15 protein-coding genes are annotated in these 15,443 nt (G+C 64.1%); 10 read left to right on the plus strand and 5 right to left on the minus strand.

What is annotated here, in order from left to right:
• Positions 1 to 18: 18 nt before the first annotated feature.
• Positions 19 to 573, minus strand: coding sequence for a sugar ABC transporter ATPase (locus tag ACN0X6_RS11990; protein ID WP_417704160.1), 555 nt, complete (start codon positions 571 to 573; stop codon positions 19 to 21).
• A gap of 55 nt (positions 574 to 628) precedes the next feature.
• Positions 629 to 1,096, minus strand: a complete 468-nt coding sequence (locus tag ACN0X6_RS11995) for a multidrug/biocide efflux PACE transporter (RefSeq protein ID WP_417704161.1) — start codon at positions 1,094 to 1,096, stop codon at positions 629 to 631.
• A 34-nt stretch (positions 1,097 to 1,130) separates the two neighbouring features.
• Between ACN0X6_RS11995 and ACN0X6_RS12000 the strand changes: the two genes are divergently transcribed.
• The 10 genes from ACN0X6_RS12000 (at position 1,131) to leuA (ending at position 12,566) form a co-directional block, all read left to right on the plus strand.
• Positions 1,131 to 2,063 carry a LysR family transcriptional regulator gene (locus ACN0X6_RS12000; RefSeq protein WP_417704163.1) on the plus strand — a complete coding sequence of 311 codons (933 nt, stop codon included), beginning with the start codon at positions 1,131 to 1,133 and terminating at the stop codon, positions 2,061 to 2,063.
• A 42-nt stretch (positions 2,064 to 2,105) separates the two neighbouring features.
• Positions 2,106 to 3,485: an exodeoxyribonuclease VII large subunit gene (gene xseA, locus ACN0X6_RS12005; protein WP_417704240.1), complete on the plus strand. Its 1,380-nt coding sequence runs from the start codon at positions 2,106 to 2,108 to the stop codon at positions 3,483 to 3,485.
• 21 nt (positions 3,486 to 3,506) lie between these two features.
• Positions 3,507 to 4,445, plus strand: coding sequence for a LysR substrate-binding domain-containing protein (locus ACN0X6_RS12010; RefSeq protein WP_417704165.1), 939 nt, complete (start codon positions 3,507 to 3,509; stop codon positions 4,443 to 4,445).
• 164 nt (positions 4,446 to 4,609) lie between these two features.
• The gene (dctP, locus tag ACN0X6_RS12015; protein WP_417704167.1) at positions 4,610 to 5,650 is read left to right on the plus strand and encodes a TRAP transporter substrate-binding protein DctP; all 1,041 of its coding nucleotides are present in this window, start codon (positions 4,610 to 4,612) and stop codon (positions 5,648 to 5,650) included.
• A 66-nt stretch (positions 5,651 to 5,716) separates the two neighbouring features.
• The gene (locus tag ACN0X6_RS12020; protein WP_417704169.1) at positions 5,717 to 6,211 is read left to right on the plus strand and encodes a TRAP transporter small permease; all 495 of its coding nucleotides are present in this window, start codon (positions 5,717 to 5,719) and stop codon (positions 6,209 to 6,211) included.
• Positions 6,208 to 7,488: a TRAP transporter large permease gene (locus ACN0X6_RS12025; protein WP_417704170.1), complete on the plus strand. Its 1,281-nt coding sequence runs from the start codon at positions 6,208 to 6,210 to the stop codon at positions 7,486 to 7,488. The genes ACN0X6_RS12020 and ACN0X6_RS12025 overlap by 4 nt, the downstream gene beginning before the upstream one ends.
• Before the next feature lie 4 nt (positions 7,489 to 7,492).
• Positions 7,493 to 8,260 (plus strand): M15 family metallopeptidase, encoded by a 768-nt coding sequence (locus ACN0X6_RS12030; RefSeq protein ID WP_417704172.1) that lies wholly within the window; start codon positions 7,493 to 7,495, stop codon positions 8,258 to 8,260.
• 95 nt (positions 8,261 to 8,355) lie between these two features.
• Positions 8,356 to 9,183: a peptidoglycan DD-metalloendopeptidase family protein gene (locus ACN0X6_RS12035; RefSeq protein ID WP_417704241.1), complete on the plus strand. Its 828-nt coding sequence runs from the start codon at positions 8,356 to 8,358 to the stop codon at positions 9,181 to 9,183.
• Between the two features lie 119 nt (positions 9,184 to 9,302).
• On the plus strand, positions 9,303 to 10,559 hold the full coding sequence (locus ACN0X6_RS12040) for a mechanosensitive ion channel family protein (RefSeq protein ID WP_417704173.1): 1,257 nt from the start codon (positions 9,303 to 9,305) through the stop codon (positions 10,557 to 10,559).
• Positions 10,560 to 10,895: 336 nt separating this feature from the next.
• The gene (leuA, locus tag ACN0X6_RS12045) at positions 10,896 to 12,566 is read left to right on the plus strand and encodes a 2-isopropylmalate synthase (RefSeq protein WP_160019807.1); all 1,671 of its coding nucleotides are present in this window, start codon (positions 10,896 to 10,898) and stop codon (positions 12,564 to 12,566) included.
• 242 nt (positions 12,567 to 12,808) lie between these two features.
• Here leuA and ACN0X6_RS12050 read toward each other — a convergent pair whose 3' ends face one another.
• From ACN0X6_RS12050 to ACN0X6_RS12060, 3 genes are all read right to left on the minus strand, one after another.
• Positions 12,809 to 13,270 carry a hypothetical protein gene (locus tag ACN0X6_RS12050; protein WP_417704175.1) on the minus strand — a complete coding sequence of 154 codons (462 nt, stop codon included), beginning with the start codon at positions 13,268 to 13,270 and terminating at the stop codon, positions 12,809 to 12,811.
• Between the two features lie 11 nt (positions 13,271 to 13,281).
• Positions 13,282 to 14,064 carry an amidohydrolase gene (locus ACN0X6_RS12055; protein WP_417704176.1) on the minus strand — a complete coding sequence of 261 codons (783 nt, stop codon included), beginning with the start codon at positions 14,062 to 14,064 and terminating at the stop codon, positions 13,282 to 13,284.
• Positions 14,065 to 14,219: 155 nt separating this feature from the next.
• Positions 14,220 to 15,368 (minus strand): pyridoxal phosphate-dependent aminotransferase, encoded by a 1,149-nt coding sequence (locus ACN0X6_RS12060; RefSeq protein WP_417704178.1) that lies wholly within the window; start codon positions 15,366 to 15,368, stop codon positions 14,220 to 14,222.
• Positions 15,369 to 15,443 lie beyond the last annotated feature (75 nt).

Consider the following 15,443-nt stretch of genomic DNA (forward strand, 5'->3'; position numbering starts at 1 on the left):
GGGCCTAAGCGCACCTGCTCAAGCCGGATCGTCGACCTGCACCTGCCTCACCGCAAAGCCCAGGCGTTCGCCGAACTCTTCGACGAACGCCGGGCGCAGGCCGGCGTCCATCCAGCCGTTGAAGATGAAGCCCAGGTTGGAAAACCCGCAGGGTTGCAGGAACAGGAAGCCGTTGATGTCATCTTCATGCCCGCACTCCGGGCAGGTGAAGTTGTCGGTTTCCCCTGGCCACCACAGCTCCAGGCTGTCGAACAGCGGCACGCCCACTTCCTTGCGGCATTCGGCGCAGCCCGCCTCTTCGAGAAAGCCCTGCGTCGGCATGTATATGCAGCGGTTGGTGATGATCTCCAGGCCATTGTGCGCCTGACCATAGGGCAGCAACTCGGGACGCTGGGCGATACGCCGAGCGCCTGGCCCGATGGCGTAGGCCATGCCGTTGCCGCCCTGACCGCAGGTGGTCGGCAGCGCCTCGACGATTTCCCGCTTGACCAGCCAGCGCAGCATGGCTTGGGCCTTTTGCTCGTGAGCGGGAAGCGTGGATATCTGCGGGACGAGGATCAGTTGTGCGGTCATGGGGCTCGAAGTGGGCGCAAAGAAAGGCGGCAGCTTAGGCGCTGCCACCGGCAAATCAAGCCCCGCGACAGATCGCAGCAATCGCCTGTGCTTCGCGCCGAGCCAGCCAGCGCGCACGCAACAGGTCATAGATCCAGTTGAACGCCAGGGTATAAGGCAGGAAGAACAGGATCAGCACGATATCCAGCAGCAACGCCTCGAGCAGGCCAATCGACAGCCACCAGGCGGCCAGTGGTACCAGCACGACGATCAAACCCAGCTCGAACAGCAGCGCATGGCTGACCCGCGCCCACAGGCCGCGCTCGAAGCCCAGACGACTCTGTGCGCGGTCGAACAGATAGTTGAACAGCATGTTCCACAGCATCGCCACGGTGGAGAACATCAGGGTCAGCACACCCAGGTGCAGCAGCGGCTTGTCCATGAACCAGGCCATGGTCGGCGCGCAGATGAGCACGGCGATGGTCTCGAAGGCCAGGGCGTGACCGATGCGCTCACGCAGGGAGCGCGGCAGGGGCTGAGTCATGAAACGAACCTCGTGATAAGTGACGACGAGCGCTATGATCATCGGAATATCAGCCAATCCAAAGGCAGCTGCCATCGGCAAAACCGATATGAATATTTCCCCCGATTCCCTCCAGGCCTTCGCCCAGGCGGCTAACTGCGGATCGCTCAGCGCCGCAGCGCGGCGTCTGGGCAAGAGCCAATCGACCATCAGCGAGGCCGTCGCCCGCCTGGAAATCGACCTGGGTGTGGCACTGTTCGAACGCGGCCCACGCAAGCTGCAGCTGACCGCAGCCGGTGCCAGCCTGCTGGCTCACGCCGAGGAAGTCCTGAGCGCCAGCGACCGTCTGGCGCGACACGCCGCCGGCCTGGCCAGAGGCCAGGAGGCGCGCCTGACGCTGGCGCTGTCCGATGCCTACCAGCCGAAGCAGTACGAAGTGCGCCTGCAGGAGCTGGATCAGCGCTTCCCCGATCTGCAGTTCGAGAGCCTGATCGCCGAACAGAACGACGTACTCGACCTGGTCACTCAAGGCCGCGCGCAGTTGGGACTGCTTGGTGCGCAAGCGACCTATCCGCCGCATATCGCCCACGCCCGCCTGGAAATGAGCAGCGAGTTCGGCCTGTTCGTCGCCAAGGGTCACCCCCTGAGCACGTTGCCCCAGGTGCGCCAGGACGACTTGTCGCGCTGGCGCCTGCTGCGCCTGAGCAGCGTCGCCCATGACGATGCGAACACCGACGAGTTGCCCGGCAGCGGCGGCCGCTGCTGGGCCGCGCCGGACTATCTGATGCTGCTGGAAATGGCACGACTCGGCTTCGGTTGGGCCGAGTTGCCTCGGCAACTGGTCGATGCCTACGGTTTCGGTGGCCTGCATGAACTGCCCTGCAGTGGCTGGCCACGGCGGGTGACGGTGGACGCCATCTGGTCGCGCCAGCGCGAGCTCGGCCCGGTCGCGGCCTGGCTGCTCGAACGCCTGCTGCAAGACGCCTGATGAAGGTCGCGCCGATGTCGCTCTCGACTTATCATGCCGCCCATGATCAATGACCCTTTTGCCCGCCTGAACCTCGACCGCGAGGTGCTCAGCGTCAGCCAGCTCAACAACCGCGCCCGCCTGCTGCTGGAGGACGTGTTCGCCGGCATCTGGGTCGAGGGGGAAATCTCCAACCTCGCCCGTCCTGCCTCCGGCCACATCTACTTCACGCTGAAGGACAGCCAGGCCCAGGTGCGCTGCGCGCTGTTCCGGCAGAACGCCGCGCGCGTGCGCCAGGCGCTGCGTGATGGTCTGGCGGTCAAGGTGCGCGGCAAGGTCTCGCTGTTCGAGGGGCGCGGCGACTACCAGCTGATTCTCGACGCCGTGGAGCCAGCCGGTGACGGCGCCCTGCGCCTGGCCTTCGAGGCGCTGAAAGAAAAACTTGGTGCAGAGGGATTGTTCGCCACCGAACGCAAGATCGCCCTGCCCGCCCATCCCAAGCGTATCGGCATCGTCACCTCACCGACCGGTGCGGTGATCCGCGACATCATCAGCGTATTCCGCCGCCGCGCGCCGCAGGTGGAGCTGAACCTGATCCCCACCGCCGTGCAGGGCCGTGACGCCACGGCGCAGATCGTCCGCGCCCTGCAGCGCGCCGACGCACAGGGGTTCGATGCACTGATCCTGGCCCGTGGCGGCGGCTCGCTGGAAGACCTCTGGTGTTTCAACGAGGAAGCCGTTGCTCGCGCCGTGGCGGCCTGTGTCACGCCCATCGTCAGCGCCGTGGGCCACGAGACGGACGTGTCCATCGCCGATTTCGTCGCCGATGTGCGTGCACCGACACCTTCGGCCGCCGCCGAACTGCTGGCACCCGACAGCAGCGAGCTGGTGCAGCGCCTGCACAACCTGCAACGCCGCCTGGTCCTGCACATGCAAGGCCGCCTCGCCCGCGAACGCCTACGCCTGGAAGGAACGAGCCGACGCCTGCGCCACCCTGGCGAGCGACTGCGCCAGCAAGCCCAGCGCCTGGACGACCTGGACATGCGCCTGCGCCGCGCCTTCAACCAGCAGTTGGCCAATCAACGCGAGCGCCTGGCCCGCCTCGATGCACGCCTCGCCGCCCAGCATCCGGGGCGCAACCTGGCCCTGCTGCGCCAGCGTCTGGATGGCCTGGCCACGCGCCTGCCGCGTGCCATGCAAGGTCAGCTGCGCAACCAGCGCCAGCAACTGGGCGCGCTTGCGGCGCAACTGCAGATCGTCAGCCCTCTGGCCACCCTGGGCCGTGGCTACAGCATCCTCCTCGACGAACGCGGCCACGCCGTGCGCAGCGCCGCACAGACCCGGCCGGGCCATCGCCTCAAGGCGCGCCTGAGCGAGGGTGAACTGGATGTACGCGTCGAAGACAATCACATACAACCGGCGACGCTGTCGCTGCTGGACTGACTGCCGCCGGAGGCCCTGCCGATGTCCCGCCTGAGCCAGCGCGCCCTCGCCTACCTGAATGAGGTCGTGCACTTTCGCTCCCTGCGCAAAGCCGCCCAACACCTGAACATCGATCCGTCGGCCATCAGCCGACAACTCAGCGCGCTGGAAGAGGAACTGGAAATTCGCCTGCTGGAACGCACGCCACAGGGTGTGATTCCCACCGAGGCCGGCAACATGCTGGTCGCCCACTTCCGCCAGCAGCGCGCCAACGAGCAGGGCGTGCTGTCACGCCTCTGCGACCTGCAGGGGCTGCGTCAGGGCAGCGTCCGCATCGCGGTCGGTGAAGGCTTCATCACCGACCTGATTTCGCAGCCGCTGCAGAGCTTCATCCTGCGCTATCCCGGTATCGACCTGGAAGTGCAGATGGCCGGTGCCAACGAGGCCGTTGGCTTGCTCAAGGAAGATGCCGTCGACCTCGCACTGGTCTATGCACCGATCGAGGACGAAGCCCTGACGGTGCATGTCGACACCCGCCAGCCACTCGACCTGATCATCCCGCCGCAGCATCGCCTGGCCAATCATCGCGGTCCCGTATCGATGACCGAGCTGCGCGGCGAAGCCCTGGCGCTGATCCACAGCAGCACCGGCATGGGCCAGCTGGCAGTGATGGTGGCGCAGTTGGAGCACATGGAACTGCGCCCCAAGCTTCGCACCAACTCGGTGGCCGTGCTCACCAACTTCGTCAAATCCGGCATTGGCGTGGCCTTCATGCCGGAGCTGACCGTCAGCCATGAGCTGCAAGCCGGCAGCATCCGCCGACTGCCCATGGCCAACCCGGCACTGCGCGATGCCCGCGCGCGCATTCTCAGCCACCAGGGGCGTGAGCTGACGGTGGCCAGCCTGGCCTGCCTGGAGCACCTGCGCAACAGCATGCGCTTCTTCAGCGGCGATGCGCCGGGGCTGGCTCGCAGCGCCTGACAGCGCCGTTCAGGTGTTGACTTTCATGCATCACCCTTCGACTTGAATAGTCAACACGACAACGGCTAGCGTGTCTCTGCTCCTGCGCCAAAGCTTCGCTTTTCCTATAAGAACCAAGCAGTCCGCGCCCTTCTCTACCCTAGTTCTGCCATAAGGAAAACAATATGCAAACGACTCTGTTCGGCAATCTCGGCCGCCATTTCGGCACTGGCCTGCTGCTCACCGCCATGGGCTTGAGCGCGTCCCTCGCCCAGGCGGCCACCGTCATCAACATGAGCTACAACGGCGCGGCCGACCTGGAGAAAAACCCGGTTCACCTGTTCGCCAGCAACGTCAAGCGTCTGGTCGAGGAAAAGAGCGGTGGCGAGCTGGAAATCAAGCTCTACCCCAACAGCATGCTCGGTGAAGAAGAACAACGCATGGAACAGGTGATCAGCGGCCCGGGACTCAACGTGGCCTCTTTTGCCGGCATCGCCCCGCTGTTCCCGGAGATCTACGTCAGCGCCATTCCGTTCATGTTCAAGGACGCCCAGGCTGCCCACAGCTTCTTCGATCAGGGCTCCTACTGGCAGGCCGCCAAGCAGGAATTCAAACAGCGCACCGGCACGGAACTGCTGGCAGTGGTCGAGGAAGGCGGCTTCCTCAACTTCACCAACAGCAAGAAGCCAATCGCGGCACCGGCGGACTTCAAGGGCCTGCGCTTTCGCGCGATGGACCCCAGCCAGGTCGCCCTGTATGAATCCTTCGGCGCCTCCGGTACACCCATTCCGTGGACCGAGCTCTACATGGCGCTGCGCTCCGGTGTAGCCGACGGGCAAATGAACCCGACCTCGTACATCATCCTCGGCAGCCTCTATCAGGTGCAGAAGTACCTGACCCTGGCCAACATCCAGTATTCCGACCAGTTCCTGGTGGCCAACGGTGCAATGCTCGACTCGCTCTCGGCAAAGGATCGCCAGGCGCTCACCGACGCAGCGCTGGAGGCCACACGCCTGAATCGTGAGGCGATTGCCCAACAGCAGGAAAAGGAACTGGCCTTCCTCAAGGAGAAGGGCATGGAAATCATCGAACCTTCGACCGAGGATCTGCAGGCATTTCGCAGTCAGGGCCAACCGGCCTACCTGAGCTGGCTCAGGGAACAGAGCATCGATGCCGGCTGGATCGACAAGGCACTCCAGGACGTCGGGCTGAACACCGTCCAGTAACCCACCGCCTGCCACGGCCCGCCCTGCTTGACCAGGGCGCGGCCCAGTCTTCGCCTTGGAGCCACCATGCCTGCGTTCATCAAACGTGTGCGCGCCCTGCTGTTCAATCTCGGCGCCCTTCTGTTACTGCTCGATCTGCTATTGCTCATCTACGGCGTATTCGCCCGCTACCTGCTCGGTAGCGCACCGATCTGGCTGGATGAGATGGCCCGCTACCTGATCATCGGCAGCGTCATGCTGGTGCTGGGCGCCCTGTGGGTCGAGGGCGGGCACATGCGCATCAATCTGCTGGAAGAGCGCCTGCCTGCGCATCTGGCGCGCTGGGTACGCCTCTATCAATGGCTGGCAGCCACCGCCTTCTTCGCATTCGCCAGTTGGGTCAGCCTGCGCTATGCGCTCGATGCCGGGCGCTTTCGCAGCCTGGGTCTGGGCGTGAGCCGGACCTGGCCGCTGCTCAGCCTGCCTATTGGCTTCAGCCTGCTGACGCTGCTGATCCTGTTGCGCGGCCCCTGGCCGGCGGCATCCGACACCGATGAAACAACCGGGAGCGTGCAGCCATGATGGGTGTTGCCATGCTTCTCGCCTTCGTCGTCAACCTGCTGCTGGGCCTGCCGCTGTTCTTCTGCCTGCTGCTGACTGCTCTGGTCGGCTTCCTGTTCGTCGACGTCAACCTGTTCATCAACATCCTGCCGCAGCGTTTTTTCGGCGGCATGGACATCTTCTCGCTGATGGCCATTCCGCTGTTCATCCTCGCCGGCAACCTGATGAACACCTCCGGCATGACCCCGCGCCTGATACGCCTGGCCAATGCCATGGTCGGCCACCTGCGTGGCGGCCTCGGTCACGTCAACGTGGTGGCCGGCGTGTTCTTCGCAGGTGTCAACGGCTCGGCTGCCGCCGATGCCTCGGCGCTCAGCTCGCTGCTGGTGCCCGCGATGGAAAAGGAGGGCTACTCGCGCAAATTCGCCGCCGGCCTGACTGCTGGCAGCTCGTTGATCGGTCCGATCATCCCGCCGAGCATCTTCATGATTCTCTACTCCTCGCTGACCAACACGTCGGTCGGTGAACTCTTCCTCGCGGGCGTGATGCCAGGCCTGTTGCTGGCACTGGGCTTCATGGCGATGAACGCGATCTATGCGCACAAGGCCGGCCTGCAGACACGCCATGCCAAACCGGCCTGGAGCGAAATGTTCGCCGCCCTCTGCGGTGCAGCAACCGCCCTGGTGGCGCCGGTGCTGATCGTCGCCGGCATTGTCCTAGGCGTCGTCACCCCAACCGAGTCGGGCGCCCTCATCGTGCTCTACGTCGCGGTGATCGGACTGCTGCGCGGCCAACTCTCGCTCCAGGGCTTCTGGGCCTCGCTGCGTGAAACCGTGCGCCTGACCGGCAGTATCTACGCCATCATCGCCGCCGCGTCTGTGGTCAACTGGCTACTCAACTACACCCAGGTCGCCAGCGCCTTCGCCGAGCTGCTGGGTCCGTTCAGCGACTCGCCGACCCTGATCCTGCTGGTGATCAGCGCCATCATCTTCATCTGCGGCATGGTCATGGAAGAAGTCTCGGTGCTGATGCTGCTGACGCCGATCATCGTCCCGGTGGCCCTGGCCGCCGGCGTGGATCCGGTACACCTGGGGCTGATCTTTACCCTCAACATCACCATCGCCATGATCACGCCCCCCATGGGAGCCTGTCTGTTCATCGTCGCGACGATCAGCAAGCTGGACATCATCGAGATGTTCAAGGGTATCTGGCCGTTCGTGCTGATGGCGCTCGGGGTGCTCTACCTGCTGATCATCTTCCCGTCCCTGACCCTGTGGTTACCCCGCCTGCTGAGCTGATGCCATGACTTCTTTCACCACCCCGATCCCGCTGCAACCCGAGCCGGACTGGCCAGCCGTCGCAGCCATTCCCATCGTCGATGACGAACAGCCGCTGCACCCCCTAAGCCTGAGCCGGGTACTGCGCGTATACCCAGCCTATTTCCGCATGGGGGTGCGCCATGCGCTGCCCGAATGCTATTCACGCATGGCTGTATTCGAGCGCCTGCTGCAGGTAGCCAGAAGCCTGCCACACGGCATACATCTGGTGGTGCTCGATGCCTGGCGTCCGTTCGCCGTGCAGCAGTATCTGTACGACAGCCTGTATGACGCCATCCGCGAGTACTACCCGAAACTGGACGAGCGCCAGCTCGAGCACCTGACCCGACAGTTCGTCTCGCCGCCCAGCAGCAGCCGCAACATGCCAAGTCCGCACCTGACCGGAGGCGCCGTGGACGTCACCCTGTGCGACGAAGACGGCCGCTGGCTGGATATGGGTACGGCCTTCGACGAGGCCAGCCCACTGTCGGCCACGGCACACTTCGAGCAGCTCGCGGACTACCGCGAGCGTGACTTGCAGGTACGCGACAACCGCCGCACGCTCTACAACGCCATGGCGGCGCAAGGCTTCAGCAACCTGTCCAGCGAGTGGTGGCATTACGACTACGGCGATCAACTCTGGGCCTGGCACACCGGCGCGTCAGCGGCGCTGTACGGTCCAGTGCAACTGCAGACACTCGACACCCTGTGGCGCAAGCAACTGGAGCAACAACTGGCTGCCGAGACACATTGATAAAGGCCATCGACGTCCGCCGGGCTTTGCAGCGGCGCGTATTTGCGCCAGCATAGCCCGCGATCTCGAATCGGAAACCCAGCTCCATGCCCACTATGCTGCGATTGTTATTGGCCTGTATTGCCCTCACGCTCACCCTCCCCACCCATGCCGAAGGCTTCATCACCCGCCTGCTCAACAAGCCGGTGCCGGGCGGTGTGGCGGTGATCGATCTGGGCAACCCGGCACAAGCGCCGAAGGTGCGCTATCAGGACAAGCCGGTGCTCACCGTGCATGAGGACGGCAAGCGCTGGATCGCCATCATCGGCATTCCGCTCAGCGTCAAACCCGGCGCTCAGCAGGTAGAGGTCGAGGGCGGCCAGAGGCTGAGCTTCCAGGTGGGTGCCAAGCACTACACCGAGCAGCGCATCACCATCAAGAACCAGCAGCAGGTCACGCCCAACGCCGCCAACCTCAAACGCATCGAACGCGAACTGGCCGAGCAGACCCGCGCCTACCGGCAGTTCAGCGCACGCCAGCCGAGCAATCTGCTGTTCGACAAACCGGTCAACGGCCCGCTGTCCAGCCCGTTCGGCTTGCGTCGTTTCTTCAACGGCGAGGAACGCAACCCGCACTCGGGCCTGGATTTCGCCGCCAACCGTGGCACCCCGATCAAGGCGCCAGCAGCCGGCAAGGTGATCCTCATCGGCGACTACTTCTTCAATGGCAAGACAGTGTTCCTCGACCACGGCCAGGGGTTGATCAGCATGTTCTGCCACCTGTCCGAGGTCGACGTGAAGCTCGGCGACGACATTGCCCGAGGCGGCCATGTCGGCAAGGTCGGCGCCACCGGACGCGCCACCGGCCCGCACCTTCACTGGAACGTCAGCCTCAACGACGCGCGGGTCGACCCGGCGATCTTCATCGGCGCGTTCAAGCCCTGAGAGCACTCAGCCTGCAACAGCTGCCGTTTGGGTTAACCGAGTATTTTTGCTAGGGTACCGCGGCTCAGATGGCCGCCCTGCAGCGTCGGTCATTCCTCCTGTCTGCTTCGGAGCCGGAAATGCCGAATGAGCTCAACACCTGGATGGACTGGCTGAACACTCAGCCGGAACTGCTCACCCTGAGCGCTACCCTCGCCCTGATCCTTGCCGCCTGGCTGTCGAACTGGATCGTCAAACGCATTCTGGTACGCGCCATCTACCGCGTGGTGGGCGCCACCGCCGTTGGCCGCCATGGCCAGATCAAGGAAAGCGGCATCATCACGCGCCTGTCCAATATCGTACCGGCGCTGGTGCTCTCCTCCGGTGTGGCCGTGGTGCCGGGCATGCCGGAAGCCGTGGTGACGGTTACGCAGAACGTCTGCGGCGCCTTCATCGTGCTGACCATCGCACTGGCCATCGGCGCCCTGCTGGATATTCTCAACACCCTCTATCAGCGCCGCCCGAATGCGCACCTGAAGCCGATCAAGGGCTACCTGCAGGTGATCAAGATCGCCATCTTCGCCATCGCCGCGATCCTGATAGTAGCGACGCTGATCGACCGCTCGCCGCTGATCCTGCTGTCGGGTCTCGGCGCCATGGCTGCCGTGCTGATGTTGATCTTCCAGGACACCCTGCTGTCACTGGTGGCCAGCGTGCAGATTTCTTCCAGCGATATCGTGCGCGTCGGCGACTGGGTGGAAATGCCCCAGCTCAACGCCGATGGCGATGTGATCGACATTGCCCTGCACACCGTGAAGGTGCAGAACTGGGACAAGACCATCACCACCATCCCGACCAAGCGCTTCATCACCGACCCGTTCAAGAACTGGCGCGGCATGCAGGAGTCCGGCGGCCGCCGGATCAAGCGCGCGCTGTACCTGGATCAGACCAGCGTGCATTTCCTCGGCGACGAGGACATCGCCCGCCTGCGCCGTTTCATGCTTCTCGACGAGTACCTGGACCGCAAGGATCAGGAACTGCAGGACTGGAACACCAGGCTGGCCGAACACGGCAAGGAGGCAGTGAACACCCGCCGCATCACCAACATCGGCAGCTTCCGCGCCTACGTCGAACACTACTTGCGCCACAACCCGAACATCCACCAGGACATGACCCTGTTGGTCCGCCAGCTCAATCCGACCGCCGATGGCCTGCCGCTGGAAATCTACTGCTTCACCAACACCATCGCCTGGAATGCCTACGAAGGCATCCAGTCGGACATCTTCGACCACCTGCTGGCCATTCTCCCCGAGTTCGGCCTGCGCGTTTTCCAGCATCCGAGCGGGGCGGACATGCGCGAATTGCGCCCGACCCTGGTGGCTCAGCAACCAGGCTGAAGCACGAGTCGAAGGCCGGGCAGACCCGGTCTTCGACTCGCCGTGAACGCCCCCGCAATGCTCCTTCAAAAAAACGCCCTGCTGCGCCATAAAACGTCGCGACAGAGCAGTAGAAGATCGTTTCTACCAATTTTCACGCAATGCTTGCCAGCCTTCATCAAGATCACTAGGGTTGGCTGCATGAACACTGCACATACCCTCATTCTGCTACGGCAACATCGCTGCCTACGCCTGGTCAGCCCGCGACTGCGGGGCTGAATCCCTGCGGCCATCCGGCCACCGTCGACCGCCCTATTCGTTTCCCAGACAAGGCGTCTGGACCCAAGGATTTTCACCATGACCATGCTCAAAGACCCGTCGAAGAAGTATCGCCCCTTCACCCAGATCCAGATTCCGGATCGCACCTGGCCGGACAAGATCATCGACAAGGCACCGATCTGGCTGTCCACCGACCTGCGCGACGGTAACCAGTCGCTGATCGAGCCGATGGATGCGCAGAAGAAGATGCGCTTCTTCAAGTGCCTGGTGGCCGTGGGCCTGAAGGAAATCGAAGTGGGCTTCCCGTCCGCCTCGCAGACCGACTTCGACTTCGTCCGTGAGCTGATCGAAGGTGGCCACATCCCCGACGACGTCACCATTCAGGTGCTGACCCAGGCCCGTGACGATCTCATCGAGCGCACTTTCGAGTCGCTCAAGGGCGCGAAGAAGGCCATCGTGCATTACTACAATGCCTGCGCGCCGAGCTTCCGCAAGATCGTCTTCAACCAGGACAAGGCCGGAGTCAAAGCCATCGCCGTGGCCGCCGGCACCACCATCAAGCGCCTGGCCGATGCCGCGCCGGAAACCCAGTGGGGCTTCGAGTACTCGCCGGAAGTGTTCAGCAGCACCGAAATCGACTTCGCCGTCGAGGTGTGCAACGCAGTGATCGGCGTGTTCCAACCGACCCCGGCGAACAAGCTGATCCTCAATCTGCCGGCCACCATCGAGTGCGCCACGCCGAACAACTACGCCGACCAGATCGAGTGGTTCGGCCGCCACGTCGACCGCCGTGACAGCGTGCTGATCAGCGTGCACACCCACAATGACCGTGGCACCGGCGTTGCCGCTTCGGAGCTGGCCGTGATGGCCGGCGCCGACCGCGTCGAAGGCTGCCTGTTCGGCAACGGCGAGCGCACCGGCAACGTCTGCCTGGTGACCCTGGCGCTGAACCTCTACACCCAGGGCATCGATCCGCAGCTGGACTTCTCCGACATCGATGCCGTGCGCAAGGTGGTCGAGGACTGCAACCAGATCCCAGTACACCCGCGCCACCCGTACGTCGGCGATCTGGTACACACCGCCTTCTCCGGCTCGCACCAGGACGCCATCCGCAAGGGCTTCGCCCAGCAGAAGGAAGACGCCCTGTGGGAAGTGCCCTACCTGCCGATCGATCCGGCCGACATCGGCCGTGACTACGAGGCGGTGATTCGCGTGAACAGTCAGTCGGGCAAGGGCGGCATCACCTTCCTGCTCGAACAGGAGTACGGCATCTGCCTGCCGCGTCGCATGCAGATCGAGTTCAGCCAGGTGGTGCAGCGTGAAACCGACCGTCTCGGCCTGGAAATGACTGCCGCACAGATCCATCAACTGCTCGAAACCGAGTACCTGCAAGCGCGCAGCCCCTACGCCCTGAAAGGCCATCGCCTGCAGGAAGAAAACGGCACCAGCGCAGTGGATGTGGAAGTCGTCGAAGGTGGTGAAAATCACCACTGGCGCGGCATCGGCAAAGGCCCGCTGGAAGCGCTGGCGGCTGCGCTGCCGGTCGCGGTCGAAGTCATGGACTACAGCGAGCACGCCATCGGCGCCGGCACCCATGCCAAGGCGGCGGCCTACATCGAACTGCGCGTCAACGGCGGTCGTGCCCTGCACGGCATCGGCATCGACGAGAACCTGACCACGGCGAGCTTCCGCGCCCTGTTCAGCGCGCTGAACCGCGCCCTGAGCCAGGCCGAGTCGCAAGCGGCCTGATTTCTCAGCGCCGAACACGAAAACGCCGGGCAATGCCCGGCGTTTTTGTATGCATGGCCCGGATCAAATCCGCGAGCAGGACGCTCACGACTCGACAATCATCAGCACCGTAGGGTGCGCCGTGTGTTCACCGAAGATCAGCCATCGTCGACCCCGGTGCGCGCGGCGCACCCTACGAAGCATCGCCACCAGACTCGAGCCCGCGCGTTCATCGCACGGAGCAAATCCGCGAATCAAGACGTTCAGATATCGAAGATCATCAGCACCGCGAACATCAGCGCGGCCAGGCCAAGGGTGAACATCAGACCGATACCCGCCGCCCGCCAGTTGGACAGCAACGCACCACCGGCCTCGGCATGCTGCTTGAGATCGGCCTCCATGAGGTTCTTGGCCAGCATGATCATCGCCATCAACTGTGCGATGGCGAACGGCATGGCGGGCACCTCTTCCGGCAACACGAAAGCCAGGACCAAGGTCACCACCAGAAGGAAGACGGAAATACCCCAGACCAACGCGACTCGATCCGCCTTGCCGAGCAGCTGCAGGTTATGCGCCAGCAACCAGGCGCCGGCCAGCGGCGTGCCGATGAAGGTCGCCAGGCCAACACCCGCGACGCTGTAGAGCGGCGACTGCTGCGTGGTGGCCTGTTGCAGGTCGGCCTGCGGCGGCTGGAAGGGATTGCTCTGCTGTACGTCCATGTTCATGTAGCTCCTGGTCAGTTCAAGGTGAAGGCATCGGCATCCAGGTGTGCGGGGAAGCGCTCGCGGTAGGCAGCCAGTGCCTCGCTCGACAGCCGGCTGCGGAACACACCGTCGCCATCGCCTGCCGCCAGCAGCGCCTCGCCCTGGAAATCCAGGACCTGGGAGTCGCCAGTATACCCATGGCCCTTGCCGTCCTCGCCGACGCGGTTCACAGCCGCGACATAGCACAGGTTCTCGATCGCTCGCGCCGGCAGCAGGCGGTTCCAGTGCTGGCGGCGCGCACCCGGCCAGTTGGCGGTATACAGCAGAAGATCGGTACCACCGGCGTCACGGCTCCACACCGGGAAGCGCAGGTCGTAGCAGATCAGCGGGCGCACTCGCCAGCCCTTGAGCGCCAGCACCACCTGCTCGTCACCTGCGCTGTAATGCTTGTGCTCACCGGCCATGCGAAACAGATGACGCTTGTCGTAATGCGCCAGCGAGCCGTCCGGGCGCGCCCAGAGCAGGCGATTGCGGTAACTGCCGTCCGCCGCCTGGATGATCAGGCTGCCGCAGATCACCGCATCGATACGCCGCGCCTGCTCGCACAGCCAGGCGCTGCTGGGGCCATCCTCGGGCTCGGCCAGCTCGGCCGACTCCATGGAAAACCCGCTGGTGAACATTTCCGGCAGGATCACCAGATCGGCGCCGCGCGCCTGTTCCAGCAACACCCGGAAGTGCTCGCGGTTGGCGGCCGGATCGTGCCAGGCCAGGGTGGTCTGGATCAGTGCCAGCTCGAGATCGGTTCTGTCGCTCATTGGGGCGCCTCGCTCGCCGTAGGGCGGGTGAAACCCGCCAACACCTCACAGGCGGGTTGCACCCGCCCTACCATCACACCACGCACAGCGCGTAGGGTGGATGTCGTTTTTCACATCCACCAGGCTTGGGTGGGTATCGCTTCGCGGTTTTCCACCTACACCGCGCACAGTTTCTCGGCAGCCTCGCGCAGCGTCTCCTCACGCTTGGCGAAGCAGAAGCGCACCAGGCGCATCTCCTTGGGCGCGGACTGATAGAAGACCGAAACCGGAATCGCCGCCACGCCGTGTTCGCGGGTCAGCCATTCGGCCATGGCCACATCGTCCAGATCCGGGCGAATGGCCGAGTAGTCGGCCAACTGGAAGTAGGTGCCTGGCGCGCGGCTGAAGGTGAAACGCGAACCCGCCAGCAGGTCGCAGAACAGGTCACGCTTGGCCTGATAGAAGGCCGGCAGCTCTTCGACATGCTCGGGGTGCGCGGCCATGAAATCGGCCAGGCCGAACTGCAGTGGCGTCACGCCGCAGAAGTTGACGTACTGGTGAATCTTGCGCAGCTCGGCGGTCAGCGTGGACGGCGCCACCACGTAGCCGGTCTTCCAGCCAGTGACGTGGTAGGTCTTGCCGAAGGAGCTGACCACGAAGGCGCGCTGATACAGCTCCTCGTGCGCCAGCACGCTGGCATGGCGGGCGCCGTCGTAGATCAGGTGTTCGTAGACCTCGTCGCTGATCACATGGATAGCGCGGCCACGAATCAGCTCGGCCAGCTTGTCCAGATCGGCGCCGGTCAGCAGCGCGCCACTGGGGTTGTGCGGCGAGTTGAGGAAGATCAGCCGGGTGCGCGGCGTGATCGCATCGGCCAGGCGCTGCCAATCCACAGTGAAATCCGGCAATGCCAAGGGCACATGCACGCAACGCCCACCAGCCAGTTCCACCGACGGCTCGTAACTGTCGTAGCAAGGGTCGAGGACGATGGCTTCATCACCCGGACGAATCAGCGCCTGCACCGCGCAGAAGATCGCTTCGGTGGCGCCTGGGGTAATGGTGATCTCGCTGTCGGCATCACGCTGCACGCCGTAGCTGCGGGCGATCTTCGCCGCAACCTGCTGGCGCAGCGCGGGTAGCCCGGTCATCGGCGAATACTGATTGCGCCCTTCCATGATGTGGCGCGCCACGGCCTCACGCAGCGCCTGCGGCCCGTCGAAGTCGGGAAAGCCCTGAGACAGATTGATCGCCCCGACCTCAGCAGCGAGCTGGGACATCCGCGTGAAGATGGTGGTGCCGACGTTGGGCAGTTTGCTGACGAGCATCGCGACTTCCTACGAAGAACAAGGCAAGCCGCGAGGATAGCCGAAGGGCGCTGCAGACGGCACCCGCAGTGCTTA

The organism is Pseudomonas sp., assembly GCF_048269965.1.
Lineage (GTDB): Bacteria > Pseudomonadota > Gammaproteobacteria > Pseudomonadales > Pseudomonadaceae > Aquipseudomonas.

Coding starts and splice junctions, on each gene's coding strand:
- ACN0X6_RS11990 (WP_417704160.1), bottom strand. CDS start 573: ATGACCGCACAACTGATCCTCGTCCCGCAGATATCCACGCTTCCCGCT.
- ACN0X6_RS11995 (WP_417704161.1), bottom strand. CDS start 1,096: ATGACTCAGCCCCTGCCGCGCTCCCTGCGTGAGCGCATCGGTCACGCC.
- ACN0X6_RS12000 (WP_417704163.1), top strand. CDS start 1,131: ATGATCATCGGAATATCAGCCAATCCAAAGGCAGCTGCCATCGGCAAA.
- xseA (WP_417704240.1), top strand. CDS start 2,106: ATGATCAATGACCCTTTTGCCCGCCTGAACCTCGACCGCGAGGTGCTC.
- ACN0X6_RS12010 (WP_417704165.1), top strand. CDS start 3,507: ATGTCCCGCCTGAGCCAGCGCGCCCTCGCCTACCTGAATGAGGTCGTG.
- dctP (WP_417704167.1), top strand. CDS start 4,610: ATGCAAACGACTCTGTTCGGCAATCTCGGCCGCCATTTCGGCACTGGC.
- ACN0X6_RS12020 (WP_417704169.1), top strand. CDS start 5,717: ATGCCTGCGTTCATCAAACGTGTGCGCGCCCTGCTGTTCAATCTCGGC.
- ACN0X6_RS12025 (WP_417704170.1), top strand. CDS start 6,208: ATGATGGGTGTTGCCATGCTTCTCGCCTTCGTCGTCAACCTGCTGCTG.
- ACN0X6_RS12030 (WP_417704172.1), top strand. CDS start 7,493: ATGACTTCTTTCACCACCCCGATCCCGCTGCAACCCGAGCCGGACTGG.
- ACN0X6_RS12035 (WP_417704241.1), top strand. CDS start 8,356: ATGCTGCGATTGTTATTGGCCTGTATTGCCCTCACGCTCACCCTCCCC.
- ACN0X6_RS12040 (WP_417704173.1), top strand. CDS start 9,303: ATGCCGAATGAGCTCAACACCTGGATGGACTGGCTGAACACTCAGCCG.
- leuA (WP_160019807.1), top strand. CDS start 10,896: ATGACCATGCTCAAAGACCCGTCGAAGAAGTATCGCCCCTTCACCCAG.
- ACN0X6_RS12050 (WP_417704175.1), bottom strand. CDS start 13,270: ATGAACATGGACGTACAGCAGAGCAATCCCTTCCAGCCGCCGCAGGCC.
- ACN0X6_RS12055 (WP_417704176.1), bottom strand. CDS start 14,064: ATGAGCGACAGAACCGATCTCGAGCTGGCACTGATCCAGACCACCCTG.
- ACN0X6_RS12060 (WP_417704178.1), bottom strand. CDS start 15,368: ATGCTCGTCAGCAAACTGCCCAACGTCGGCACCACCATCTTCACGCGG.